The 23,724-nt window shown below is 66.7% G+C and carries 25 protein-coding genes; 16 read left to right on the forward strand and 9 right to left on the reverse strand.

What is annotated here, in order from left to right; all coding sequences use genetic code 11:
• Position 1: 1 nt before the first annotated feature.
• Both ACJ7Z0_RS22295 and ACJ7Z0_RS22300 read left to right on the forward strand, forming a co-directional pair.
• Positions 2–847 carry an RNase A-like domain-containing protein gene (locus tag ACJ7Z0_RS22295; protein WP_434791571.1) on the forward strand — a complete coding sequence of 282 codons (846 nt, stop codon included), beginning with the start codon at positions 2–4 and terminating at the stop codon, positions 845–847.
• Positions 848–866: 19 nt separating this feature from the next.
• Positions 867–1,145, forward strand: coding sequence for a contact-dependent growth inhibition system immunity protein (locus tag ACJ7Z0_RS22300; RefSeq protein ID WP_434791572.1), 279 nt, complete (start codon positions 867–869; stop codon positions 1,143–1,145).
• A gap of 50 nt (positions 1,146–1,195) precedes the next feature.
• Here the strand turns inward: ACJ7Z0_RS22300 and ACJ7Z0_RS22305 are convergent, their stop codons facing one another.
• Complete coding sequence (locus ACJ7Z0_RS22305) at positions 1,196–1,834, reverse strand: hypothetical protein (protein WP_434791573.1); 639 nt, start codon at positions 1,832–1,834, stop codon at positions 1,196–1,198.
• An 86-nt stretch (positions 1,835–1,920) separates the two neighbouring features.
• A complete protein-coding gene (locus ACJ7Z0_RS22310) occupies positions 1,921–2,088 on the reverse strand; it encodes a C40 family peptidase (protein ID WP_434791574.1) in 168 nt (55 codons plus the stop codon).
• 70 nt (positions 2,089–2,158) lie between these two features.
• On the opposite strand from ACJ7Z0_RS22310, the gene ACJ7Z0_RS22315 reads away from it, so the two are divergent.
• Together ACJ7Z0_RS22315 and ACJ7Z0_RS22320 are read left to right on the forward strand one after the other, a co-directional pair.
• Positions 2,159–2,719: a putative glycolipid-binding domain-containing protein gene (locus ACJ7Z0_RS22315; protein ID WP_434791575.1), complete on the forward strand. Its 561-nt coding sequence runs from the start codon at positions 2,159–2,161 to the stop codon at positions 2,717–2,719.
• Positions 2,720–2,806: 87 nt separating this feature from the next.
• Positions 2,807–4,159: an alpha/beta hydrolase family protein gene (locus tag ACJ7Z0_RS22320; protein WP_434791576.1), complete on the forward strand. Its 1,353-nt coding sequence runs from the start codon at positions 2,807–2,809 to the stop codon at positions 4,157–4,159.
• Between the two features lie 13 nt (positions 4,160–4,172).
• Here ACJ7Z0_RS22320 and ACJ7Z0_RS22325 read toward each other — a convergent pair whose 3' ends face one another.
• The 3 genes from ACJ7Z0_RS22325 to ACJ7Z0_RS22335 form a co-directional block, all read right to left on the reverse strand.
• Positions 4,173–5,330, reverse strand: coding sequence for an alpha-hydroxy acid oxidase (locus ACJ7Z0_RS22325; protein ID WP_434791577.1), 1,158 nt, complete (start codon positions 5,328–5,330; stop codon positions 4,173–4,175).
• Between the two features lie 149 nt (positions 5,331–5,479).
• The gene (locus ACJ7Z0_RS22330) at positions 5,480–6,364 is read right to left on the reverse strand and encodes a LysR substrate-binding domain-containing protein (RefSeq protein ID WP_434791578.1); all 885 of its coding nucleotides are present in this window, start codon (positions 6,362–6,364) and stop codon (positions 5,480–5,482) included.
• 20 nt (positions 6,365–6,384) lie between these two features.
• A complete protein-coding gene (locus ACJ7Z0_RS22335) occupies positions 6,385–6,987 on the reverse strand; it encodes a TetR/AcrR family transcriptional regulator (RefSeq protein WP_434791579.1) in 603 nt (200 codons plus the stop codon).
• A 96-nt stretch (positions 6,988–7,083) separates the two neighbouring features.
• On the opposite strand from ACJ7Z0_RS22335, the gene ACJ7Z0_RS22340 reads away from it, so the two are divergent.
• The 7 genes from ACJ7Z0_RS22340 (at position 7,084) to cynS (ending at position 13,130) form a co-directional block, all read left to right on the forward strand.
• Positions 7,084–7,506, forward strand: a complete 423-nt coding sequence (locus tag ACJ7Z0_RS22340) for a nuclear transport factor 2 family protein (RefSeq protein WP_434791580.1) — start codon at positions 7,084–7,086, stop codon at positions 7,504–7,506.
• Positions 7,507–7,552: 46 nt separating this feature from the next.
• Positions 7,553–8,740 (forward strand): sensor histidine kinase, encoded by a 1,188-nt coding sequence (locus ACJ7Z0_RS22345; RefSeq protein ID WP_434791581.1) that lies wholly within the window; start codon positions 7,553–7,555, stop codon positions 8,738–8,740.
• Between the two features lie 10 nt (positions 8,741–8,750).
• Positions 8,751–9,419, forward strand: a complete 669-nt coding sequence (locus ACJ7Z0_RS22350; protein WP_369652921.1) for a response regulator transcription factor — start codon at positions 8,751–8,753, stop codon at positions 9,417–9,419.
• Between the two features lie 147 nt (positions 9,420–9,566).
• Complete coding sequence (locus ACJ7Z0_RS22355; RefSeq protein ID WP_434791582.1) at positions 9,567–10,925, forward strand: CmpA/NrtA family ABC transporter substrate-binding protein; 1,359 nt, start codon at positions 9,567–9,569, stop codon at positions 10,923–10,925.
• A gap of 6 nt (positions 10,926–10,931) precedes the next feature.
• Complete coding sequence (gene ntrB, locus ACJ7Z0_RS22360; protein WP_434791583.1) at positions 10,932–11,792, forward strand: nitrate ABC transporter permease; 861 nt, start codon at positions 10,932–10,934, stop codon at positions 11,790–11,792.
• A gap of 22 nt (positions 11,793–11,814) precedes the next feature.
• Positions 11,815–12,642, forward strand: a complete 828-nt coding sequence (locus tag ACJ7Z0_RS22365) for an ABC transporter ATP-binding protein (RefSeq protein ID WP_431123859.1) — start codon at positions 11,815–11,817, stop codon at positions 12,640–12,642.
• Between the two features lie 44 nt (positions 12,643–12,686).
• Positions 12,687–13,130 (forward strand): cyanase, encoded by a 444-nt coding sequence (cynS, locus tag ACJ7Z0_RS22370; protein ID WP_093018895.1) that lies wholly within the window; start codon positions 12,687–12,689, stop codon positions 13,128–13,130.
• Between the two features lie 22 nt (positions 13,131–13,152).
• Here cynS and ACJ7Z0_RS22375 read toward each other — a convergent pair whose 3' ends face one another.
• The gene (locus tag ACJ7Z0_RS22375; protein ID WP_434791584.1) at positions 13,153–13,902 is read right to left on the reverse strand and encodes an SDR family oxidoreductase; all 750 of its coding nucleotides are present in this window, start codon (positions 13,900–13,902) and stop codon (positions 13,153–13,155) included.
• Between the two features lie 111 nt (positions 13,903–14,013).
• Between ACJ7Z0_RS22375 and ACJ7Z0_RS22380 the strand changes: the two genes are divergently transcribed.
• On the forward strand, positions 14,014–14,631 hold the full coding sequence (locus tag ACJ7Z0_RS22380; protein ID WP_434791585.1) for a DUF4329 domain-containing protein: 618 nt from the start codon (positions 14,014–14,016) through the stop codon (positions 14,629–14,631).
• A 27-nt stretch (positions 14,632–14,658) separates the two neighbouring features.
• Here the strand turns inward: ACJ7Z0_RS22380 and ACJ7Z0_RS22385 are convergent, their stop codons facing one another.
• Positions 14,659–15,249 carry an NADPH-dependent FMN reductase gene (locus tag ACJ7Z0_RS22385; RefSeq protein WP_434791586.1) on the reverse strand — a complete coding sequence of 197 codons (591 nt, stop codon included), beginning with the start codon at positions 15,247–15,249 and terminating at the stop codon, positions 14,659–14,661.
• Positions 15,250–15,368: 119 nt separating this feature from the next.
• Here ACJ7Z0_RS22385 and ACJ7Z0_RS22390 point away from each other — a divergent pair, with 119 nt between their 5' ends.
• On the forward strand, positions 15,369–16,163 hold the full coding sequence (locus ACJ7Z0_RS22390) for a hypothetical protein (RefSeq protein ID WP_434791587.1): 795 nt from the start codon (positions 15,369–15,371) through the stop codon (positions 16,161–16,163).
• Between the two features lie 57 nt (positions 16,164–16,220).
• Here ACJ7Z0_RS22390 and ACJ7Z0_RS22395 read toward each other — a convergent pair whose 3' ends face one another.
• Both ACJ7Z0_RS22395 and ACJ7Z0_RS22400 read right to left on the reverse strand, forming a co-directional pair.
• Positions 16,221–17,501 (reverse strand): CynX/NimT family MFS transporter, encoded by a 1,281-nt coding sequence (locus ACJ7Z0_RS22395; protein WP_434791588.1) that lies wholly within the window; start codon positions 17,499–17,501, stop codon positions 16,221–16,223.
• The gene (locus ACJ7Z0_RS22400) at positions 17,498–18,187 is read right to left on the reverse strand and encodes a FadR/GntR family transcriptional regulator (protein ID WP_434791589.1); all 690 of its coding nucleotides are present in this window, start codon (positions 18,185–18,187) and stop codon (positions 17,498–17,500) included. The genes ACJ7Z0_RS22395 and ACJ7Z0_RS22400 overlap by 4 nt, the downstream gene beginning before the upstream one ends.
• Before the next feature lie 369 nt (positions 18,188–18,556).
• Here ACJ7Z0_RS22400 and ACJ7Z0_RS22405 point away from each other — a divergent pair, with 369 nt between their 5' ends.
• The 3 genes from ACJ7Z0_RS22405 (at position 18,557) to ACJ7Z0_RS22415 (ending at position 23,544) form a co-directional block, all read left to right on the forward strand.
• A complete protein-coding gene (locus tag ACJ7Z0_RS22405; protein WP_434791590.1) occupies positions 18,557–19,450 on the forward strand; it encodes a LysR family transcriptional regulator in 894 nt (297 codons plus the stop codon).
• A 455-nt stretch (positions 19,451–19,905) separates the two neighbouring features.
• Positions 19,906–20,499: a hypothetical protein gene (locus ACJ7Z0_RS22410; protein WP_434791591.1), complete on the forward strand. Its 594-nt coding sequence runs from the start codon at positions 19,906–19,908 to the stop codon at positions 20,497–20,499.
• A gap of 138 nt (positions 20,500–20,637) precedes the next feature.
• The gene (locus ACJ7Z0_RS22415) at positions 20,638–23,544 is read left to right on the forward strand and encodes a beta strand repeat-containing protein (protein ID WP_434791592.1); all 2,907 of its coding nucleotides are present in this window, start codon (positions 20,638–20,640) and stop codon (positions 23,542–23,544) included.
• The last annotated feature ends 180 nt before the right edge of the window (positions 23,545–23,724 follow it).

The following is a 23,724-nucleotide window of genomic DNA, read 5'->3' on the forward strand; positions in this document are numbered from 1 at the left end:
CATGGATGACGAAGTCGAAGGATTGAGCATCGCGCTGACGCCGGTGCAGATGGCGGCGGTGCTGGGCGGGCAGGACGTGCCCGAATCCGCGAGCCTGAGCAACCGGCTCTGGGGGACCGTCGGGCTGGTGGGCGGGGTGGTGGAACTGGTCGGCGCCGGCGTGCTCTGCCTGGCGCCCGAGCCCACCATGGTGACCAAGGCCGGCTGCGTGGTGCTGGGCGTGCACGGCTACGATACCTTGGCAACCTCGAGCCGCCAGGTCTGGACCGGCACCCCGCAGCGTACGGCTACCGCCGTCACTGCCAGCGCGGCGGCCGAGGCGCTGGGCGCCTCGCGCGAAACGGCCGACGGCATCGGCCTTGCGGTGGATGTGGCGGTGCCGCTGGTCGTGGCTTCCGGGCTGGTCGCCGCGCGCGTGATCGCGGTGCGCGCCAGCAGGTTTCGCCTGGAGCCAGTCAATCTGCGGCTGCATGAAGGACCGCCAGGCACAAAGATCGGCGGCCACGCGATCCGGGAACATGTCGGCAAGACCGAGGCGGAACTTTTCCAGAGGTTGGCGAACAAGCCGTCGCTGCCCAAAGTGTCGTCGTTCCACAATCTCGACGTCGCAGAGCGCGCCATCAGCGCCACTGTTCGTGCCAACGCCAGAGCCATCAGGGCGTGGTCGCGTTCGGCCGCCGTGGGCTCCAAGCCCGTGGCGTTCGACCACAACGTGGGCAGCGTGGTGGGCATCGGCGTGCAGCGGGGCGCCACCACCGTCAGCCAGCTGACCAACGTGCGCGTGATCCTGAACATGAAGAGCTACAACGGAATGCCGTACTACATCCTCACGGCGCACCCCTTCTGAAACCAGCAGCCGGATTGCCATGAAGCGCTACGAACTCATCGACAACCTCACCAAGGTTTACTTCGGCCAGGATTACGAATACTTCGGCGAGACCGGTGCCGAAGTCATGGCCGAATACCGGAAGGCCTGCACGCCCGCCGAACTTGAGGCGTTGCGCGTCGAGATCGTCGATTTCATGCGCTCGCACCCGGACCTGGAAACCGACTTCCCGCGCCGGTTCGAGCGGCCAGCCCAGCCGGAGGACTTCGGAACCACCATACGCGAATTCCTGGACAGCGTGCTCGCCGCACTGAAATAGCGGCGGGCGCCCCATCCGATTGCCTTGGTGCGCGGTGCGGGCAATTTTCATCAGCGCAGATCGAGTGTCCCGGCCGGTTGCACCTCGCCGCCAAGCCACACATCCGGTCCAAGTTCTTTCGCCAGACAGGCCACGAGCTTCGCGGTGCGCTTGCGCAGCGGGGCAATGCGGGCCTGCAGACCGGCCCTGGGCAGTGCAACGGCTTGGCCGGGCTCATCGTCGGAATCGGGGTTGCTCTCCCGGATGTAGAGCGTGCCGTTGCAGGCCCAGACCTCCACCGCCCACCCTTGGTCCTGGTCGTCGTAGACCATGCCTTGGTCATTCCCGGCCACGGCGGCCAGGAAATGGTCCATTGCGGCGAAGGTGTCGTACCAGGGGAACGACAGGTGAACGTCCGCCTCCTCGTTGTCGAGCCGCAGATCCATCCAGAAATACTGGCGCACCTGATGGAGTTTCAGCGCGTGCTGCTGGGCCAGCGTGGCCACCCGGCCGTAATACGCGGCAAGTTCCGCCTCGTGCCCAATGGCCTCGGAGGTGCGCGCCAGCAGGCGCGAAGCGCGCGGGAATTCCGGCAAGGCGAGCGGCTCGGGCTGATGGCCCGGCGCGGGACGAAATTCGTCCCACAAAAGAAACGCGATCTCCGGCTCCAGCGAGTTGATCAGCTTGGCATGGGCGAACCAGGGTTCCACTTGCGTGCTCCTCTGAATGGTCGAGCCTACGAACGTCAGCTCTCCATGATGATGCGAACGGGGCTTTCGGCGAGACCGCCCTGCGCTCAGCGCGTCTCCACCGTCGTCAGCAGCGGCGAGTCGAACATCGCCACTGGCGAGATCACGGGCTCGTCCATCGGCACCTTGTCGCCGTAGCGCTCGCGCATCTTGGCGCGCACCGCGGGGTCGTCCAGGTTGAAGCTGCGAATCTTCTGCAGTTCGCCGATGCGCACGCCTTCTTCATGATCCGGGGCATTGTGACAAGGCTTGCCTGTTGCGCCCGCTGGGGTCATCATCCGCGCCATGCAAACCGTCGCTTCCATTCTGTGGCGCAGGCTCGATGCACCGGGCCATGACGCCTGCCGGCTCGAGCGCAACGCGACCGCGTGGCAGCTCGACGGAGCTGCCGTGTTCCGCCTCGAGGACCACCGTATCGCGCAACTGCACTACCGTGTTCGCTGCGACCAGCACTGGCACACGCAGTGGGGCACGGTGCGCGGCTGGATCGGCGGCAGCGCTATCGACCTGTCCATTGCTCGCGATGCGCGCGGCCACTGGAAGCTCAACGACGAGGCCGTGCCGGACCTGTCGCATTGCGTCGACCTCGACCTGGGCTTCACCCCCGCCACCAACCTGCTGCAGCTGCGCCGGCTCAATCTTGCCAAGGGCGAAGGCGCCGATGCGCCGGCCGCCTGGGTCGATATTGACGGCGGCGTGCTCAGCGAACTGATGCAGCACTACGAGCGGACCGCAGACGACACGTACGCCTACGAGGCCAAGCGCTTCGACTATGCGGCGACACTGCGCGTCACGGCGGACAGCTTCGTGCGTGACTATCCGGGCCTTTGGATCGCCGAGGCGTAGCGCCTCGGTCGAACTGGTGCCTGGCTTCGTCTCCGCATCGGGGGCCGCCATGGCGCTGGAACCCGGAGCAGGACATTGACATCATTGATGAGTCACGGCAAACCACTTCTTCGCACCTTCGCTTTCGCGCTGCTCGGCACCCTGGCCCCGCTGGCGGCCCAGGCCGCCGCCTGGGGGCCCAAGCCCACGGCCTGTCCGGCGCCGGTGCCCGAGGCCACGCGCTGCTATACCGGCGAAGACGGCACGGGCGCCTTCTACTGGATCGCGATCCCCAAGGATTGGAACCGCGTGCTCGTGATGCACGCCCATGGCGGTCCCGAGACCGGTCCGCCCAAGCTGTCGCGAAGCGAGGAAGACCTGAAGCGCTGGGCCGTCACCGTGAAAGCCGGCTACGCATGGGCCGGCTCCACCTACCGGCGCGGCGGCTATGGCGTGACCATGGCCGCGGAGGACACCGAGCGCCTGCGCCGCATCTTCGTGCAGCGCTTCGGCCCACCGCGCCGCACGCTGCTGCATGGCCAGAGCTACGGCGCGGGCGTGGCCGCAAAGGCCGCTGAACTCCATGCGCCGGCGGGCGATGCGAAGAGCCCGTACGACGGCCTGCTGCTCACCAGCGGCGTGCTCGGCGGGGGCAACAGTGCCTACGATTTCCGGCTCGACCTGCGCGTGGTCTACCAGTACGTGTGCCGCAACCATCCAAAGCCCGACGAGCCGCAATACCCCTTGTGGCAGGGCCTCCCCATGGATTCGCAGCTCACGCGCGCCGAACTGGCTGCACGCGTCAAGGAGTGCACCGGTGTCGGCCTGCCCGCCGCGCAGCGCACGCCGGAGCAGGCGGCGCGGCTCAAGACCATCCTGTCGGTGGTGAAGATCCAGGAGCGCTCGCTGCAGGGCCACCTGAACTGGGCCACCTGGCTGTTCCAGGACCTGGTGCAGCAGCGCCTGGGCGGACGCAATCCCTTCGGCAACATCGGCGTGGTCTATCAGGGCTCGGCGGACGATGCGACGCTCAACGCCGGCGTGGCGCGCTATGCCGCCGATCCGCAGGCCAAGGGCGCGCTCGCCGCCGACAGCCAGCCCACCGGCCGCACCGCGCTGCCCACCGTGGCCCTGCACGCCATCGACGACCCCACGGCTTTCGTCGAACTCGAGAACGCCTACCGGCGCATTCGCGATGCTGCGGGCACGGGTGGCACCCTGGTGCAAAGCTTCAGCGCCGAGCGCGAGCACAGCTACCTGAGCGATTCGGAATACCCGGCGCTCTTCGATGCATTGATGGACTGGATCGACAAGGGCGAAAAACCCACGCCCGCGAGCCTGGCGCAACGTTGCGCGGCGCTGATGCCGCGCTACGACACCGACGGCAAGAACGGCTGCCACATCAAGCCCGAGTGGCAGGCGCCCGCGCTCGAAACCCGCGTGCCTGCGCGGGCTCCCTGATTTTCCCCCGGGCCTAGAACGTGCCCGGCAGCAGGATGCTCGAATCCACGTTCTCGATATCGGTGCGACCGCAGAAGGCCATGGTGATGTCGAGTTCCTTGTGGATGATCTGCAGCGCGCGCGTCACGCCCGCCTGGCCGTAGGCGCCCAGGCCGTACAGAAAGCTGCGGCCGATGAGCGTGCCGCGGGCGCCGAGCGCGCGGGCCTTGAGCACGTCCTGGCCGCTGCGGATGCCGCCGTCCATCCACACCTCGATCTCGCTGCCCACGGCATCGACGATGGCGGGCAGCGCCGCGATGGAAGAGGGCGCGCCGTCGAGCTGGCGGCCGCCGTGGTTGGAGACGATGAGCGCATCGGCACCGCTCGCGGCGGCAAGGCGCGCATCTTCCACGTCCATGATGCCCTTGAGGATCAGCTTGCCGCCCCAGCGCTTCTTGATCCATTCGACGTCGGCCCAGCTCAGTGCCGGGTCGAACTGCTCGGCCGTCCACGACGCGAGCGACGACAGGTCCTTCACGCCCTTGGCATGGCCCGCGATGTTGCCGAAGGTGCGGCGCCTGGTGCCCAGCATGCCCATGCACCAGTGCGGCTTGGTCGCCAGGTTGATCATGTTGGCGATGGTCGGCTTGGGCGGCGTCGAGAGGCCGTTCTTGATGTCCTTGTGGCGCTGGCCGAGGATCTGCAGGTCGAGCGTGAGCTGCAGCGCCGACACGTTCGCGGCGCGCGCGCGTTCGATCAGCCGCTCGATGAAGTCGCGGTCCTTCATGACGTAGAGCTGGAACCAGAACGGATGCCGGCCGGTGTGCTCGGCAATATCCTCCAGCGAGCAGATGCTCATGGTCGACAGGGTGAACGGAATGCCGAAGGCCTTGGCCGCGCGCGCGCCCAGGATCTCGCCGTCTGCGTGCTGCATGCCGGTGAGCCCGGTGGGTGCAATGGCCACCGGCATGGCCACGTCCTGGCCGATCATGGTGGTGCGCGTGGAGCGGCCTTCCATGTTCACGGCCACGCGCTGGCGCAGCTTGATCTTTTGAAAGTCGCTCTCGTTGGCGCGGTAGGTGCTCTCGGTCCACGCGCCGGAGTCGGCGTAGTCGTAGAACATTCTCGGCACGCGCCGCTTGGCGACCACCCGCAGGTCTTCGATGCAGGTGATCTTGGAAAGGTCTGGCACGAGGCGGTCTCCTGAGGGGTCTTCGGTTGTTCGTTTTTTTGCGAAGGCCCGCCATTATGGGCAGGCCCGCAGCGGCCCGAGTGTGATGCGCGCGGCCACGGCCGATATGAAAATTACCCGGTCCGCGGCTGAAAAGAATTCAGTTCAGTTCAATCGCGCAGCGCCTGGCGCAGCCATTCGGCGAAGGTCGCGCACTCCCACCGCTCCATGGCGCCCGGCCGCCAGCAGATGAAGTAGGCGTTGGGCGAGGGCACGCTGCGTGGCGAAAGCCGCACGAGGCGGCCGCTGTCGAGCCACGCGCTGCCGAGCTTCAGGTGCATGAGCACCACGCCGAAGTCTTCGGCCGCCGCGTCGAGCGCCAGGCCCAGGTCGTTGAACTGGTGGCCCGTGGCCGGCTCGGGCAGGCCGATGCCGCAGGCCTTGAACCAGGTGCGCCAGGATTCCAGCGGCGTACGCAGCAACTGGGCGCGCGAGATTTCCGCATCGGTGGCAAAGCCGTCGAAGGGGCCGTGCCGCTCCAGGTAGGCCGGGCTGCACACGGGCGAGACCTCGTCGGCCAGCAGCTGGAAAAACTCCCGGTCGTGAAAGGGCCCGGTGCCAAAGCGCAGCTCGATATCGGCCTCTTCGGCCGTCATGTTGCGCACCGGCGTGGTCACCTGCAGCATCAGTTCGATGTTGGGATAGGCATCGCGGAACACGGCCAGCCGGGGCAGCAGCATCTGGCGCGAGAAGGTGGGCGTCACGGCCACGCGCAGCCGCCGCACCTGCGATGCGGGCTCTCGCCCGGGCACCTGCTGCAGCGCCGCAATGGCCTCGCGCACGCGGGCCAGGTAGGCCACGCCATCGGCGCTCAGGCTGAAGTCGTTGCCCACGAAGAACTTGAGTTCGAGCAGCGTTTCAAGCTGGCGGATGCGGTGGCTCACGGCACTGGGCGTCACGCTGAGCTCTTCCGCCGCCAGGTTCACGCTGCGCAGCCGTGCCACGGCCTCGAAAGCCTGCAGGCCCTGGGTCGAGGGGAGTCGCGTTGAAGCCATGTGTCGTTCCGGGCTGGATCTTATCGGGGCACTGCGGGGTGTGACGCGGCGGCCAATGCCTGGAGAAGGCGCCGCAAGTCGTCGATGGCTTCGCGCGCCAGGGCCGCGTCGCCCATCTGCGCCTTGACGATGGCGCCGTCCACGCCGAGCGCGGCGGCCTGTGCAAGCGCCATGCGCGAGGGTGATTCCGCGGGCAAAAGGCCCGCGATGACTTCCACCATCTCGCGCTTGTGTTCGCGCGCACGCTGCGCTGCACCTTCGACGCTGCCGCCCACCTCGGCCACCGCGTTGATGAAGGCGCAGCCACGAAACACCGGGTCGGCGAACCATTCGGCCATCACGTCGGCGAGCAGAAGCAAGGCCCCGGCATCGCCGGCCCGTTCGTGCGCGCCGCGGCGTCCCAGTGCGTCGACGAACCAGGCCATCCACCGCGCGTGGCGATGGTCGAGAAATTCGCGCACCAGGTCGTCCTTCGACGGGAAGTGCCGGTAGAAGGTGACCTTGGTCACGCCCGATTCGGCAATGACGCGGTCGATGCCGGTGGCGCGGATGCCGTCTGCATAGAAGAGGTCGTGCGCCGTGTGCAGGATGCGCTCGCGTGCGGGCAGTGCGGAGATGTCCATGGCGCTATTGTAGGCATGTAGACAGATCTGTCTACATGTGGCACATTGCGGGCTCGCACCGCTCCTTCATCCACTCCGCTTCAACGAAAGACGCTCATGGAATCCCGCCCGCCGCTGCCTCCCTTCACCCTCGAAAGCGCCACGAAGAAAGTCCAGGCCGCCGAAGACGCCTGGAACACGCGCGACCCGGTTCGCGTGAGCCTGGCCTACACGCCCGATACCGAGTGGCGCAACCGCGCCGACTTCGTCAACGGCCGCGAGCAGGTGGTCGAATTTCTCACCCGCAAGTGGGAGCGCGAGCACGACTACCGCCTGAAGAAGCAGCTCTGGGCCTTCATGGACAACCGCATCGCGGTGCGCTTCGAATACGAATGGCACGACGAGGCCGGGCAGTGGTTTCGAAGCCATGGCAACGAGAACTGGGAATTCGCCGAGAACGGGTTGATGCAAAAGCGCTTTGCGAGCATCAACGACCAGCCCATCGAGGAGTCCGAGCGCAAGTTCCGCTGGGAGCGCTGATCGGCCCTGTCCTTCTTCAGGAACATTTGTTGCTTGCTTTTGGTGCATGGAAACGCCCGTACTGAACCCCACCGCCAGCCACCCGCTCTGGCAGCACCAATTGGGGCTGCTGCTGGAGTCCACCGGCGAGGGCATCTTCGGCGTCGACCTCGACGGGCACTGCATGTTCATCAACCGGGCCGGGGCAGAGATGCTGGGCCACGAGGCGCGCGACGTGATCGGGAGCAACATGCACGAGCTCACACACCACTCGCACCCGGACGGTTCGCACTACGCCGACACGGACTGTCCCATCTTCAATGCCTTTCGCCGCGGCCTGCCGTGCCGCATCGACACCGAGGTGTTCTGGCGCCGCGACGGCAGCGCCTTTGCGGTGGAGTATTCGAGCCATCCGATCATGGACGGCGCGCAGGTGCGCGGCGCCGTCATCACCTTTGTCGACATCACCGAGCGCCGCCGCCAGGCTGAGGCGCTGCAGCAGGCCAAGGACGAACTCGGCCTGCGCGTGCAGGAGCGCACGCGCGAACTCAGCGATGCGCTGGTGCAATTGCGCGAGCTCTCGGCCTGGCTCGACAAGGTGCGCGAAGACGAACGCACGCGCATCGCGCGCGAGGTGCACGACGAACTCGGCAGCCTGCTGGTGGCGCTCAAGATGGACGTCAACTGGATCGGCAAGCGCCTGGGCGAGCAGCAGGAGCGCGCACCCGATGCCGCGCAGGCCATGCGCGACCAGATGCGCGGCAAGTGCGGCAACATGAGTCAGCTGATCGAGCGCGCGGTCGACAACGTGGGCCGCATCATCACCGACCTGCGCCCCAGCATCCTCGACCACCAGGGCCTGTGGGCGGCGCTCGAATGGCAGGCGCACGAGTTCGTGCAGTCTGCTGAACTGGCGCTGCAATGGCACTTCGACGTGCCTGCGGGCGTGGAGCTGCCCGAGCCTGCGGCCATTGCGGTGTTCCGGATCTTCCAGGAAATGCTCAGCAACGTCGGGCGCCATGCGAAGGCGCGCAGCCTCGACATCCGCGTCGGCGTGGAACAGCGGCAACTGAACATCAGCGTGCGCGACGACGGCATTGGCGCACCGGCAGAGGCCTTCGAAGCGGCCACCTCCTATGGCGTATTGGGCATGCGCGAGCGCGCGCGCCACTTCGGCGGGCGCATCGACATCCACAGCCAGGTGGGCGAGGGCAGCACCTTCCGCCTGCAACTGCCGCTTCCGCTGCCGGTGTAGGCTTGGCGGCATGAACGAGATCCGCGTGCTCATCGGCGACGACCACCGCATCGTGCGCGAGGGCCTGAAGCAGATGCTGGGCGATTTGTCGAACGGACTGCCCTCGATGGCCGTTCGCGCGGAAGCGCAGACCGGCCCCGAGGTGCTGGCCGCCGTGCAGGAACTCGGCGGCCCCGAGGGCCTCGACGTGGTGCTGCTCGACATCGCGCTGCCGGGGCGCGACGGCCTCGACGTATTGCAGGCCCTGCGGAAAGACTGGCCCACGCTGCCGGTGCTGATGCTCAGCACCTATCCCGAGAAGCAGTACGCGGTGCGCTGCATCAAGCTTGGCGCTTCGGGCTACCTGAACAAGAGCGCCGATGCCGACGACATGGTGAGCGCCGTGCGCAAGGTGGCGGCGGGCGGCCTTTATGTATCGGCGGCCACGGCGGAAGCGCTGGCGGCCGCAGTGGGCCGCAACGTGGGGCAGGGACCCGAACAGCTCTCGCATCGCGAACACCAGGTGTACCGGCTGCTCAGCGCCGGGCACAGCGTGAGCGAAATTGGTGCGCAGCTGGGCCTGGCGCCCAACACGGTCAGCACCTACCGCGCCCGCATCCTCGAAAAGACCGGCACCAAGAACGACGTGGAGCTCGCGCTGTATGCCGAGCGCCACGGCAAAGCGGCGCCCGCAGCATGAAAACGAAGCCGGCGGGCATCGCCTTGTAGTGCCAGCCCTACAAGGCCTCGACAAGCGCGGCACGATCTGCGGTCGGCAAGCCTTTGGGCCTCGCTTTCGGCCCGGCCCTTGCATCGTGCAAGCATCTTTTCACCGAGGTGCACCACCATGTCCAGCCCATCCGATTCGACCGCCTGCGATCTCTACGATGCCGACCGGCCACTGAACATGCGATGCGCCTGCGGCCGCAGCCACGGCCGCGGCGCCGACATCGAGGTGAGCCCCGACGACAAGCTCGAGGCCAGCCTCATGAAGGCGCTGTTTCCGGTCGACAGCGTGCGCCGCAACTTCCTGCGCGCCGTGGGTGCCAACACCGCGCGCGCCGCCATTGCTTCCGTGCTGCCGCTGGGCGCGCTGCAGGCCATGGCGCAAGACAAGGCGCCGCTCGAAAAGACCAACCTCAAGATCGGCTTCATTCCGATCACCTGCGCCACGCCGCTCATCATGGCGCACCCGCTGGGCTTCTATCAGAAGCAGGGGCTCAACGTCGACGTGGTCAAGACGGCAGGATGGGCGCTCATCCGCGACAAGATGCTCAACAAGGAATACGACGCCACGCATTTCCTGTCGCCCATGCCGCTGGCCATTTCGATGGGGGCCGGCTCCAACCAGGTGCCGATGAATGTCGCGACCATCCAGAACACCAACGGCCAGGCGATCACGCTGGCCAACAAGCACAAGGACAAGCGCGACCCGAAGATGTGGAAGGGCATGAAGTTTGCCGTTCCCTTCGAGTACAGCATGCACAACTTCCTGCTGCGCTACTACGTGGCCGAGGCGGGCCTGAACCCCGACACCGACATCCAGATCCGCGTGGTGCCACCGCCCGAGATGGTGGCCAACCTGCGCGCCGGCAACATCGACGGCTATCTGGGCCCCGACCCGTTCAACCAGCGCGCCGTGTTCGAGGAAATCGGCTTCCTGCACCTCTTGACCCGCGACCTCTGGGACGGCCACCCCTGCTGCGCCTTCGGCAGCTCGACCGAATTCATCCAGAAGAACCCCAACACCTTCGCGGCGCTGGTTCGCTCGGTGCTCACCGCATCGGCCATGGCGCGCGACCCGAAGAACCGCGAGCTGATCGCCAAGGTAATTGCGCCGGCGCAGTACCTGAACCAGCCCGAGACCGTGATCAGCCAGGTGCTGACCGGCAAGTTCGCGGACGGACTCGGCAACATCCGCACGGTGCCCAACCGCGCCGACTTCGATCCGATTCCCTGGCAGTCGATGGCCGTCTGGATGCTCACGCAGATGAAGCGCTGGGGCTACGTGAAGGGCGACGTCGACTACAAGCAGATCGCGGAGAAGGTGTTCCTGCTGACCGATGCCAAGAAGCAGATGAAGGCGCTGGGCCAGCCGGTGCCCGAGGGGGCATACCCCAAGTTCACCATCATGGGCAAGGTGTTCGACCCTGCGAAGCCGGACGACTACGTCAAGAGCTTTGCGATCAGCAAGCTGGCGGCCTGACACGCCATGCGCAAGAACCTCACGCTCAAGGCGGCGCTGCTGTCGGTGCTGCTGCTCGGCCTGGTGCTGGCCGTGTGGCAGCTCGCCACCCTGCCGGCTGCCGGCACCACGGCCGCCGCCGGCATGACCGCCGAGCAGATCGAATACCAGAAGATGCTCGGCAAGGACCCGGGCCAGGTGAAGAGCTCGGGCTTTCCGTCGCCGGCCGAGATGGGCGGGGCGGCCTGGCGGCACCTGTCCGATCCGTTCTACGACAACGGCCCGAACGACAAGGGCATCGCGATCCAGCTTGCCTGGTCGCTCGGCCGCGTGGCGCTGGGCTTCCTGCTGGCCTGCGCGGTGGCGGTGCCGCTCGGCTTCGTCATCGGCATGTCGCCGCTGCTGCACAAGGCCTTCGATCCCTTCATCCAGGTGCTCAAGCCGATCTCGCCGCTGGCGTGGATGCCGCTCGCGCTCTACACCATCAAGGATTCGTCGGTCAGCGGCATCTTCGTGATCTTCATCTGCTCGGTGTGGCCGATGCTGCTCAACACCGCCTTCGGGGTGGCCTCGGTCAAGCGCGAATGGCTCAACGTGGCCAGCACGCTCGAAGTGAAGCCGCTGCGCCGCGCGTTCCGCGTGATATTGCCGGCGGCCGCGCCCACCATCCTCACGGGCATGCGCATCAGCATGAGCATCGCGTGGCTCGTCATCGTGGCGGCCGAGATGCTGGTGGGCGGCACCGGCATCGGCTACTTCGTGTGGAACGAATGGAACAACCTCTCGCTCACCAACGTGATCTTCGCGATCCTGGTGATCGGCGTCGTCGGCATGCTGCTCGACCAGGCCTTTGCCGGGCTGCAGAGAAAGGTCACCTATGTGGAGTGATCGATTGGCACAAGGCGCTCTCATGACACCTGTTCCCGCCCCTTTGCCCGCCGCCGGCGGCTTCCTGCGCATCGAGCGGCTGGCCAAGGCCTTCGCGCCCGCGCGGCCGGTGTTCGCCGACGTGTCGTTCACGCTCGACCGCGGCGAGTTCGTCTGCATCATCGGCCACTCGGGCTGCGGCAAGACCACCATCCTCAACGTGCTGGCCGGCCTCGACGAAGCGAGCGCGGGCCACGTGTTCATGGACGGCCGCGAGGTGTCCGGCCCGAGCCTGGAACGCGGCGTGGTGTTCCAGAGCCATGCGCTCATGCCATGGCTCACGGTGCGCAGGAACATCGCGTTCGCGGTGGTCTCGCGCTGGCCCGACTGGTCGGCCGCTCAGGTCAACACGCAGGTGGAACGCTTCGTGGACATGGTGGGCCTGCAGGCGGCCATCGACAAGAAGCCCTCGCAGCTTTCGGGCGGCATGAAGCAGCGCGTGGGCATTGCGCGCGCCTTTGCCATACAGCCCAAGATGCTGCTGCTCGACGAGCCCTTTGGCGCGCTCGACGCGCTCACGCGCGGCACCATCCAGGACGAGCTCATGGCCATCGTGCGCCGGACGCAGCAGACCGTTTTCATGATCACGCACGACGTGGACGAAGCCATCCTGCTGGCCGACCGCATCCTGCTGATGACCAACGGCGTCGACCAGCCGGGTGGCGGCTGGCGGCCCGGCAACATCGCCGAGACCGTGGTCAACCCGCTGCCGCGCGAGCGCACGCGGGCTTCGCTGCACCACCTCGATGGCTACTACGCGCTGCGCAACCACATCGTCGATTTTCTTGTCACGCGCGCCAAGGCGTCGTGATTCCCACCTCATTCATTCATCCAACTCATCAGGAGCCAACCCGCATGAACCGCAACGACGTTACCGAGAAGATCATCACCGTGAAGGTGTCCAAGGGCATCCAGTGGGCCGACGTGGCCAGGAAGGTGGGCCTCTCGAAAGAGTGGACCACCGCCGCATGCCTCGGCCAGATGACGCTCGACGACAAGCAGGCCAAGATCATCGGCAAGATCTTCGGCCTCACCGTCGAAGAGCAGAAGTGGCTCCAGGTGGTGCCCTACAAGGGTTCGCTGCCCACGCCCGTGCCGACCGATCCGCTCATCTACCGCTGGTACGAGGTGGTGAGCGTGTACGGCACCACCATCAAGGAACTGATCCATGAAGAATTCGGCGACGGCATCATGAGCGCCATCGATTTCAGCATGGACATCCAGCGCCAGGCCGACCCGAAGGGCGACCGCGTCAATGTGGTGCTCTCGGGCAAGTTCCTGCCTTACAAGACCTACTGATAAGACCTACTGACGCGGCCCCTCAGAACGCGTGCTCGGCCGGCCGCGGGCGCCATGCCGTGCGCCGGGGCGCCGAGATGCTGCTGCCTTCGATGGCGCCCGCAATCGAGCGGGCCACGGCCTCCACCGGCACCGCGATGCGCCGCCGCGTGACCATGCGCTCGAACGAGCTGCAGGCCGCGATGCGATCGGCCAGCGTGCGGTCCGCCTCGCTCACGTCGGGGCGTACCACCGTCACGCGCACGCGGCCCGCATGCTCCTGCCGCAACCCTTCCGAAATGGCGTCGACTGCGTACTGCGTGCCGCAATACACCGCTGAATTCGGCGACACGCCATGCGCGGGCACCGGCGCCACGTTGACGATGTGGCCCCAGCCCTGCTCCTGCATCGTCGGCAGTACCGCCGCAATGCCCAGCAGCACGCCACGCAGGTTCACGTCGATCATCAGTTCCCACTCGTCGACCTTGCGTGACCACAGCGGCGAGAGCGGCATCACGCCCGCCGCGTTCACCAGCACGTCGATGCGGTCGTGCGTCTCGAGTGCGAACTCGGCAAAGGCTTCCACGTCGGGCCGATAGGTGACGTCGAGCCGCTGGAAGCTCGCCGTTCCACCGGCGGCCGTGATGTCGTGGGCCAGTGCCTCGAGCCGCTCCGTGCGGCGCGCGCCGAGCACCACCTTGGCGCCGCGACGTGCCAAGAGCCGCGCGGCCGCCTCGCCGATGCCACCGCTCGCGCCCGTGATGAGGACGACTTTTTCCTGGATTGCGCTCATGAGAAACTCCTCGTGCGGGTTGGTGTGAACCATGGCGCAACGCTGCGCCGGGCATGGAGGCAAGTCTCGCGCGGATGGTGCTTCGGGCGTTATCCGGATCGAACAAGGTTCTTGCCTGATCCTGCAGAAGTGGTGCCCGCCGCGGCCGGCCGGGTGTCATACGCTTTCTGGCAGATGGCCGCGTGCGCGCGCAGCCGCGACACTCCGGGCATGGATACCGCACCGCCCCCATTCCCTTTCGAGATCCAACTCTTCGACACGCCGACCGGAGCCGCGCGCGCGGCGCTCGAAGCCGTGCTCATCGAGTCCATCGAACGGCGCAAGGAGTTCGGCGGCATGATCTGCCAGTGGGGCACCAAATACTTCGCCATGCCCCCACGCGAGGGAGACACCAACACCGTCGACGTGGGCCACCGCGGTGGCAACAAGGGCTGCCCCGAAGGCACCAGCGCCGTGGCTTACTACCACACGCACCCCGCGGTCAAAGGCGCCGGCTTCAAGATGGAGCCCAACAAGTTCTCACCGGAAGACCGGGGCGTGGCGGACGATTTCGGAATCGATGCCTATGTCGGCAGCGTGTCGGGCCTGTTCCTCAAATACGACCACAGGACGAAGAAGACCGCAGTCGCGGGGCCGAGGCTGAAGAACTGCCGGGATGAAATGATCCTGCGCGATCCGCCCAAGGTCACGCCCAGATCGAGGACGCGTGCACGGCTGAACGCCACGTAGCCGCAACCGAAAACCCACTGCCGCCGGTCAATAGGGCGGAGCCTTCTGCGCCCGCTGCGTGCGCGCGGCTTCGGTCCACCAGGCCAGGTCGTCGGCGAATCGGCCGAACGAGCGCTCGAGCGATTCGCCCGGGCCGCCGGTGGGCTTGCCGTCCGTATCCAGCGTCTGCGAGATGGGGCCGACGGCCAGGGTGCTCGAGATGACGACCATTCCCATCTCGGACAGGATCGAATGCCACAAGGTGCCCGAGCGCACACCCGAAAAACGCCCCGCCGAATAGCTGGCCACAGCGGCGGGACGCCAGAACCATTCCTCCAGGAAGTGGTCGGTCAGGTTCTTCAAGCCGGGCTGCGGGCCCCAGTTGTATTCGCCGGTCACGAAGACGAAAGCATCGGCGCCGCGTATCTTCTGCGCCAGCGCTTCCATCGCCGCGGGCGCGGTACCTTTGGGATATTCCTTGTACATGCGGTCGAGCATCGGCAGGCCGACGGCCTGGGCGTCGATCAGTTCGGCCTCGGCGCCGCGCGCGGTGAGGCCGGCCACCACGTAGTCCGCCAGGCGAATGCCCATGCGGTCCGATCGATACGAGCCATAGAACACCAGGATCTTGTCAGCCATCTTCGCTCCGTTCGAGAGGCCGGGGGCGGCCACGCAGCGAAGGCTACAGCATCGAGGCCCTCCCTCATGGGTCATTTGGTAGCAGCTTCTTCCAGGCAGTCTGGCTACCATTCCCGTCCATGAAAAAGCCGCCGCCAGCCCTTTGCACCGTCGCCCCGATGCTCGCCCTGCTGCTGGCCGGCCAGGTCTTTGCCGCACCCGCCGCGCAGCCGTTCGACGTGGTCAGGAAGCCGGAGTCCGTCGACCCCGAATGGCGCGCCCGTCTGTGTGCGCTGCTGCCGCAGCCTTGCGATCCGCAGTCCCTTGGGTTGTACCGGCCGCGTGGCGCTGCCGCGGGCGACTACGCGGTGTTGTCCGACGAACCGCTGGCCATGGCGATGGTGCGCATCAAGCGCGGCGCAGATTCCAGAACCTGGCAGCTGGCTCGCCTGCATGACTTCAGCAGCTATGCCGCCGCGTTGAAGAAAGACGGCGCCGGCATGCCCGAGGCGCGTGTCTCGCTCGCGCCGGCCCTCTACCCGCTGGCCGAAGGGCAATGGGCCGTGGCCGTGCTCCAGACGGTGTCCGAGATGTATTCGGGCGGCGGCGCCTCGTTCACCAAGGCCGACTTCGTTCCGCTCGGCGAAAGCAAGGCCGCGTACGACGACATTCCCTTTTCCTGCTCGAAGATGGTCCGTGCCTGCTTCAGCGAAAAGGAATACAAGCAGTCGAAGCATTGCCACGACGAGAGCAGCGGCAGCCTGCGCATCGCCTATGGCGAACCTGCCCGGCCGGGCGAGCCCTACAACTGGCAATTCACGTGGCTGCAAAGCGACTGGCCGGCGCACACGCCCGCGAGCGCCGCGACCACCACGCGCCTGCATTTCGCCGCCAGGACCACCGAACGTGCGGGGTTCTGCGGCGGTCCGCAGTAGCGGCCGGGTGGCCGCTTTGCCCGGCGCGGCGCGCTTGCGTTTCTTCCCTCTTCTTCTTCAGTGCCGCGGAATCGTGACCGTGCCCACGTGCATGGTGCGCCCCGCGCCGATGCCGGCCATCACCAGCGCGATACCCAGCCCGATGAAGAGCCATGACGACGCGCGGAAGCTGCCGGTCCATCCGTGCAGCAGGCCGGCCATCAGCGGGCCGCAGGCCGCCACGACATAGCCCACGCCCTGTGCCATGCCCGAGAGGTGCGCCGCCACGTGCGAATCGGGCGAGCGCAGCACGATCAGCGTGAGCGCCAGCGCAAAGGTGCCGCCCTGCGCAATGCCCAGCAGCACGGCCCACAACCACACGCCGCCGAGCGGCGCGAACAGCATGGCCAGCATGGCGGCCACGGTGAGTGCGGCCAGCACCACCGCCAGCCCGCGCTGGTTGCGCAGCCTCACCGCCACGGCCGGAACCACGAGGCAGGTCACCACCTGCGTCATGACCGACAGCGACACCACGTAGCCCGCGGTCTCGCCGCCGAGCCCGCGTTCGCGCAGGATGGGCGCGAGCCAGCCCATCACGATGTACGCCAGGGCCGACTGCAGCCCCATGAAGAACGTGACCTGCCATGCCAGCCGATCGCGCCACAGCCCGCGCACGGTGAAGCCCGATTCGCTGGCCACCGGCCTGAGGGGCAGGGCCTGCGGCGCCCAGATCAGCGTGACGAGCAAGGCCGGCACCGCCCACATGGCGAGCGCATAGGTCCAGCTCCCGCCGAGCGCATGTTCGAGCGGCACCGTGAGGCCCGCGGCACTGGCCGCACCGCCGCATACCGCCATGGTGTAGAGGCCCATCATCAGCGCCGCCTGCCTGGCGAAGTCGCGCTTCACGAGGCCGGAGAGCAGCACGTTCGACACCGCGATGCCGCTGCCCGCGATGGCCGAGGCCAGGAACAGCAGCGGGATGTTGCCCGTGCCCCGCAGCAGCGTGCCCACCAGGATCAGCACCATGCAGGCGAGCAGCGTGCGCTCGGTGCCGAAGCGCCGGCCAAGGCCCGGCGCCAGCGGCGCGAACACGCCCAGGCAGACGATGGGCAGCGTGGTCAAGAGGCTCGCGGCGGTGGCGGAGAGGCCGGTGGCCGCGATGATCTCGGGCAGCACCACCGACAGGCTGGCGAACACCGGCCGCAGGTTGAATGCGATCAGCACCACGCTTGCGCCCAGCAGGATGCGCCGGCCCAGGCTGCCCGCCGGCGTGGCGCGCGGCGCGGGCATGCTGTCGGCCTCGGCGTCGATCAGCAGGTCGTCGGCCGCGCGGCCTGCCCCGATCGGCACTGCGCTCATCGGACGGGCGCCGCGTCCTGCGCCAGCGCGTCGATCATGGGCGACATGAAGGCACGCACCGCCTCCGCGGCGCGGTCGGGGTCGCGGCTTGCAATGGCTTCGACGATGGTGGTGTGCACGGCCGTGTCGGGTTCCGGCAGGCCGGTGTTCATCGTGCTCGCAATGGTCTCCTTGATGTAGCCGGCGATGAAGCGGCAGGTCTCGGCCAGCGCGAGATTGCCGGAGATGTCGACGATCGCCAGGTGAAAGGCCAGGTCGCGCTCGATGAAGCTCGCGCCGCCGTCCTTTGGGTCGGGCACGCCGCGCTTTTCGAGCAGGGTTTTCAGGTTGCGCAAGTCCTTGGCGGTGTGGCGCAGCGCTGCCAGGCGCGCGGCCTCGACCTCGAGCGCGCGCCGAACTTCGAACTGGTCTCGCAGGCTCGCGCGCCGCATCTTCTGCAAGCTGAGCGAAGGGTCGAAGCCGGAGCGCACGTAGGTGCCGGAGCCCTGCCGCACCTCGAGCAGGCCGCGCGAGACCAGCGTCTTGACCGCTTCGCGCACGGTGCCGCGGCTCACGCCGAGCAGCAGGGCCAGTTGCGGTTCGATGGGAATGCGCGAACCGACCGTCCACCGGCCGGCTGCGATCTCGGCGCGGATGCTGTCGGCGGCGCTGTCGGCCAGGGAGGTGCGGGGAGCTTGGAGGAGCATATGAATAAGAAAGGCCTAATTCATTGAATCATTTGACGAATTTTCGCGCAGATGGATTGTCGCAGTCGGCCGCAGGGGTTTGGGGACCGGCGCAGGGATGGGAGCTCCAGCCGGTGCGGTCGCTTTTCAGCCTCAGACACCGAGGCTTCTGCAAGTGCGATTTACACAATTGCCGCCAAACAGTGAACTATTCCCGGATCGGCAAAGCCTTGTTTACAAAGGTTAACCAATCTTGTCTTATCGTTCGAAAATGATACTAAAGGCCGCTGCGCTTATTGCGTGAGGGCTTCATTTGCGAAGCGGCGCGGCCGCCCAAAACGCCGATGAGAGCGTTCATTAAGAAAACAAACAGGGTTCCCGGAAGTCGAAATGAAGGATTTTTCTTTGTCGGATGTCCGGCTTTTCACCAAAGCCGCCCAGCTCGGAGGACTGACTCCGGCAGCCGACGTGCTGAACGTGCCCAAGGCGTCCGCATCGCGCCAGCTCCAGCGGCTGGAGGCGACGGTCGGACACCAGCTGCTGCATCGCGGCTCCACGCGCTTCGCGCTCACGGAGGAGGGCCGGGAGTTTCTGGTCGCGGCCCAGCATGTGCTGACCATCCTCGATGACGTCATGCTGAACCTATCCTCCGGCAGCGGTACGGTGGGCGGGCGGCTGCGCGTGGCGGTTCCTCACTACTACGGCAGGGAACTGCTCGGGGCGCATCTGCCCGATTTCATGGCCGCCTATCCGCAGCTCGAGGTCGTGGTCGAAACGGGCAATGACAGGGCCGATCTGTATCGCGACGAGGCCGATGTGGCCATCCGGCGCGGACGGGAAGGCTGCGACGAGATGGTGGCGCGCCATCTGAAGAACGAGCCGATGGTGCTGTGCGCCGCCCCCGATTACCTCGCAGCGCACCCCGTCCTCGAGGGGGTTCCCGATCTGGCGTCGCATGCCTTTCTGGTCACCGAGGGCGAGGGACGCAAAAAGGAAATCAGCCTTTCGACCGCGGGCAAGATCCACCGGGTGCGCGCGGGCAGCGTATTCCAATCCGACGATCTGGAATTGATCCTGAAATTGACAATAGCCGCCAAAGGCATCGGGCTGGTCCCTCTGGCGATCGCCCAACCGCACATCGACAGCGGACTTCTGGTTTCCGTGCTGCCGGCGATCAAATTGAAGCCGCAGGAAATCAATCTTGTCTATTTGCCGTCTCGCCGCAATTCTCCAAAGATCAAGGTTTTTGTCGATTACGTCTTGAATATCTTCAAGTTTTCTTGATACGGCAAGGACGATTGGCTCGCAACCGCTGAGCCAGGCATGGGCTTTTTTCCCATTTTTCTTTGCATCCCGTCGAACGCCGCGAGAGGGTTTTCGGTCGCTCGCGTATGGCCTTCCGAGGGGAAAGCGAGGCTCCCTCGGCCTCCGGTTGTCGAAACCGGAACTGTTGTTCCGAATGCACGGTTGTCGGTTTCGATTGGTACCAAAGTATCAGTTTTGAACTACACTTAGTAACCAAAAAGCGATAGTTGGTAACAGTTGATCGACTGACCGCGACAGAGAAATCGCAGCAGTCCAGAGGGCAGCGCCGCAGCGATGCAAATCGAAAAGGCGCTGATCGCTCATCCAAATGCCGGCGCTTGCAATGCCGGCGATTCCTCCCGCGGCCCGAGCCGCTTATTTCATGCCGGCATGCGCCGGGGTGAACTCCTGTGTGTCTTGAATCTGGAGCAACCATGTTTATTAAAAAACTGACTCAAATCCTGAATTGCCGCCTTGCCGGCCTGGGCGCCAGCGCGTTCCTGCTGGCCGGGCTGACCGGTTTCGCCGGTGCTGCCGCGGCCCAGTCCGCACCCGCCGCCGCCGAGGCCGCCCAGAAGAAGGCCGTTGCCGTCGTCCTCACCCAGTCCAAGGTGGTGAAGGACGCACAGGGCAAGGAACAGCTGGTGGACGCCAGCTCGGTCAAGCCCGGCGATGTCGTCGAGTACCGGGCCACCTACACCAACAACACCGGCAAGCCGGTCACCGGTCTTGTGGCGGATCTTCCGATTCCCGAAGGCCTGGAGTACCAGCCGCGCAGCGCCAAGCCGGGCGCAGGCCTGGTGCAGGCCGCGACGAAGGACGCCGTGTTCGGCGCCGAGCCGCTGATGCGCAAGGCCGCTGGCAACAAGTCCGAGCCGGTGCCCTATGCCGACTACCGGTCGCTGCGCTGGACGCTGGGCCAACTGCCCGCCAACGGCAGCACCGCCGTGAGCGCGCGCGCCAAGGTCGAGGTGGTTGTGCCGCCGCCCGCTGTGGCGGTGCAGGCCGCGTCCGGCGCTGCGCGCTGATCCGGCACTTCGCTCCGTCCACCCGTGCCATCTGATTTCTTTCGAGTGCAACCCGCTCGCCGCGTTTTCGAGCAACGAAACACGGCAGCCGGGTTTTTTCCTGTTCCTGACCTTTTTTGACAACCGAGGAGAAACCACGTGATTTCCACCCTGCCAACCCGGCGCAGCATCGGCCTCAGGCCGTCTGCGTCGTGGGCCGGCGCCGCAGCCTTGACGCTGGGCTTCCTGTTCGGAAGTTCGACCGCACTGGCCGCTGCACCACCAGCCAATACCGTCATCGGTAACCAGGCTTCGGCCACTTATTCCGACGCAGCCGGCACCACCCAGCTGGCCACGTCCAACCTGGTTCAGACCACGGTTCAGCAGGTAGGGTCGTTCACGCTCGACTCGGTCAACCAGGTCACGACGGCCATCGTCAACACCAAGATCGGCGCGGCAGGCTCCATCGTCTACGCACCGCACACGTTGACCAACACCGGCAACGGCACCGACACCTTCACGCTGACGGTCGATGCCGACACCGACAAGTTCTCCAAGGTCGAGGTCTACCCCGACGCCAACGGCGACGGCGTGCCCGACGGCACCACCCCGCTGTGCACGGCCGCAGCCGCGGGCGTCTGCTCCGTGCCCGCACAGAGCGTGGCCGGCAACAACGGCGTGTTCCGCTTCGTCGTGGCCTACACGATTCCCGGTACGGCCAGCAGCGGCGCCGGCGCTTTCGACACGGCGACCATCACCGCCACTCCGGGTACCGCGGCGCTGTACACCGCGCCGAATACCTCGGCGGCCGACAAGGACCAGATCACGCTGACGACAGCGGCGGCGTTCAACGTCACCAAGTCGATCGGCATTCCTTCTGTGGCCGGTCCGGGCAATGGCGCCTGGCCGACCGCGACCAACGGCGGTCCGCGCTCGACCTCGACAACTTGCGCCGCGACCTGGTCGGCCGGCCTCGCTTCCAGCGCGACCTGCCAGTACACGGTCTACACGCTCACCTTCAACAACACGGGCGGCGCCGCAGGCAAGTTCGCGATGTCCGACACGCTGCCGAGCGGCATGACCTACGTCGCGGGTTCCGCGGTGTGGAGCAGCTTGCCCGGCAAGGGCTTGGTCAATGGCGACATTCCCGCCACTCAACCTGGCATCGACTTTCAGGCCAGCGGCAACACCGTGAATGCCGTGATCAAGTCGCTGGGCCAGAACGTGACGCAGACCGTGAGCTTCGTGGTGCTGGTGAACAGCACCGCCGCGATCGGCACGTCCACCACCACCAACGTGGGCCAGTTCAATCCGGCGGATTCGCCCACGGCCACCGCAGCGGCCATCGGCACCCTTGGCTCCAGCACCAACCCGTCGGCCTACACGGTCGTGGCGAGCTACAGCATCGCGGTCGGTACCAACCCGTCGACCGCCGCCACCGCCGTCGACACGACGGCCGGCACGCCCAACGGCACCGCAGCCGACCTGACCACGCGTCCTTCGGTCGTGGCCGGCGGCAGCGTCAAGTTCGCGCAGTCCGTGTTCAACGCGGGCACCGGTACCGACACCGTGAACCTCACGATCGCAACAGGCACCTTCCCGGCGGGCACGACCTTCGTGCTGTTCGCGGCCGACGGCGTCACGCCGCTGCTCGACACCACCGGTGACGGCGTGCCCGACACCGGCCCTATCGCGGCCGGCGGCAGCGTCAACATCGTGGTGCAGGCCAACGTGCCCTCCGCCACGGCGGTGGGTGCGGGTCCGTTCTCGGCCACGGTGACGGGTCGCTCTGCGGGCGACACCACCAAGATCGACGCCACGCGCGACACGGTCACCATCGTCGTCGGCTCGCTGGTCGACCTGACCAACACCGCGGCAGGCACGGGCACGGGCTCGGCGGCAGGCGGCGACCTCGGCCCTGGCCCGAGCCCGAACCCGACCACGACCAACTCGACGGATGCCGGCACCGGCACGGTGTTCGCGCTGTTCGTCAAGAACAACGACTCGGTCAACAACACCTACAACCTGGCTGCCAGCCAGTCGACCAGCTTCCCCGGCACCCTGCCGACCGGCTGGACGGTGAAGTTCGTGGCCTCGGGCGGCACTTGCGCATCGGCAGCGATCACCAGCGTGGCCGTCAATGCCGGCGCACAAGCGCAGGTCGCTGCCTGCGTGACGCCGCCTGCCACGCAGTTGCCCGTCACCGCACAGAAGGTCTACTTCCAGGTGCAGTCCACCGCCGTGGCTTCGACCGGTGTGATCGTTTCCGACACGAAGACCGACGCCGTGACCGTGACCGCTGCACAGACGCTGAGCGCCACGCTCACGCCGAACAACAGCGGCCAGGTCGCACCGGGCGGCACCGTGGTGTACCCGCACACGCTGACCAACACCGGCAACCAGAGCTGCGGTGCGTACACGCTGACGGCCACCGTGCCTGCGGCCGACGCCACGCTCGGCTGGACCACCGCGATCTACCTGGACGTCAACGGCGACGGCCAGATCGACGCGGGCGACACGCTGGTGACCGGCCCGCAAGCCGGCCCGCTGGCCGTGGGCGCATCGCAGAAGCTGCTGGTGCGCGTGTTCGCACCGGGCGGCGCCAGCGCCGGCGCAACCGACACCACGACCGTGACCGCGACCTTCACCGACGCGGCGAGCTGCGGCGCACCGTCGGCCACCGACATCAGCACCGTGATCACCGGCCAGATCCGCGTCCTCAAGACGCAGGCAGCCGACCTCACCTGCGATGGCACGGCGGACGGCGCATTCGCGGCAGCTCCGCTGTCGCTGAAGCCCGGCCAGTGCATCGTCTACAAGGTCGTCGCCACCAACGAAGGCACGGCATCGGTCACCAACATCGCCATCAACGATGCGGTGCCTGCGTACACCTCGCTGAGCGCCACGCAACCCGCGGCCGCGTCGCGATGCACCTCGACCGGCGTGACCGGCACGGCGCTCGTCTACGCACAGACCGCCACCGCGGTGAGCTGCGGCAGCGCCGCCAACACCGTGGCCCCGAGCGGCACGGCCACGCTGACCTTCGCCGTGAAGATCAACGAGTGACGACAAGGGTTTGAGTCGCTGGCGGGCCTCGGGGTCCGTCGGCTTTTCGCGAGGCGCTGCCTGTCGGCATGCCTCGCTTTTTTCCCTTGCCGCTTTCACCCAGCACGCGACCGCGCCTGACCAGCAGGCGGCAGAGGAAAAAGTTCTTTGAGGTTTAGACGGCCCGCGCCGCGCGCGGGC

Origin of the sequence: Variovorax palleresanus, from assembly GCF_051144945.1 — a bacterium.
In the GTDB taxonomy this organism is placed as follows: domain Bacteria; phylum Pseudomonadota; class Gammaproteobacteria; order Burkholderiales; family Burkholderiaceae_C; genus Variovorax; species Variovorax paradoxus_S.

Coding starts and splice junctions, on each gene's coding strand:
- ACJ7Z0_RS22295 (WP_434791571.1), top strand. CDS start 2: ATGGATGACGAAGTCGAAGGATTGAGCATCGCGCTGACGCCGGTGCAG.
- ACJ7Z0_RS22300 (WP_434791572.1), top strand. CDS start 867: ATGAAGCGCTACGAACTCATCGACAACCTCACCAAGGTTTACTTCGGC.
- ACJ7Z0_RS22315 (WP_434791575.1), top strand. CDS start 2,159: ATGCAAACCGTCGCTTCCATTCTGTGGCGCAGGCTCGATGCACCGGGC.
- ACJ7Z0_RS22320 (WP_434791576.1), top strand. CDS start 2,807: ATGAGTCACGGCAAACCACTTCTTCGCACCTTCGCTTTCGCGCTGCTC.
- ACJ7Z0_RS22330 (WP_434791578.1), bottom strand. CDS start 6,364: ATGGCTTCAACGCGACTCCCCTCGACCCAGGGCCTGCAGGCTTTCGAG.
- ACJ7Z0_RS22335 (WP_434791579.1), bottom strand. CDS start 6,987: ATGGACATCTCCGCACTGCCCGCACGCGAGCGCATCCTGCACACGGCG.
- ACJ7Z0_RS22340 (WP_434791580.1), top strand. CDS start 7,084: ATGGAATCCCGCCCGCCGCTGCCTCCCTTCACCCTCGAAAGCGCCACG.
- ACJ7Z0_RS22345 (WP_434791581.1), top strand. CDS start 7,553: ATGGAAACGCCCGTACTGAACCCCACCGCCAGCCACCCGCTCTGGCAG.
- ACJ7Z0_RS22350 (WP_369652921.1), top strand. CDS start 8,751: ATGAACGAGATCCGCGTGCTCATCGGCGACGACCACCGCATCGTGCGC.
- ACJ7Z0_RS22355 (WP_434791582.1), top strand. CDS start 9,567: ATGTCCAGCCCATCCGATTCGACCGCCTGCGATCTCTACGATGCCGAC.
- ntrB (WP_434791583.1), top strand. CDS start 10,932: ATGCGCAAGAACCTCACGCTCAAGGCGGCGCTGCTGTCGGTGCTGCTG.
- ACJ7Z0_RS22365 (WP_431123859.1), top strand. CDS start 11,815: ATGACACCTGTTCCCGCCCCTTTGCCCGCCGCCGGCGGCTTCCTGCGC.
- cynS (WP_093018895.1), top strand. CDS start 12,687: ATGAACCGCAACGACGTTACCGAGAAGATCATCACCGTGAAGGTGTCC.
- ACJ7Z0_RS22375 (WP_434791584.1), bottom strand. CDS start 13,902: ATGAGCGCAATCCAGGAAAAAGTCGTCCTCATCACGGGCGCGAGCGGT.
- ACJ7Z0_RS22385 (WP_434791586.1), bottom strand. CDS start 15,249: ATGGCTGACAAGATCCTGGTGTTCTATGGCTCGTATCGATCGGACCGC.
- ACJ7Z0_RS22390 (WP_434791587.1), top strand. CDS start 15,369: ATGAAAAAGCCGCCGCCAGCCCTTTGCACCGTCGCCCCGATGCTCGCC.
- ACJ7Z0_RS22395 (WP_434791588.1), bottom strand. CDS start 17,501: ATGAGCGCAGTGCCGATCGGGGCAGGCCGCGCGGCCGACGACCTGCTG.
- ACJ7Z0_RS22400 (WP_434791589.1), bottom strand. CDS start 18,187: ATGCTCCTCCAAGCTCCCCGCACCTCCCTGGCCGACAGCGCCGCCGAC.
- ACJ7Z0_RS22405 (WP_434791590.1), top strand. CDS start 18,557: ATGAAGGATTTTTCTTTGTCGGATGTCCGGCTTTTCACCAAAGCCGCC.
- ACJ7Z0_RS22410 (WP_434791591.1), top strand. CDS start 19,906: ATGTTTATTAAAAAACTGACTCAAATCCTGAATTGCCGCCTTGCCGGC.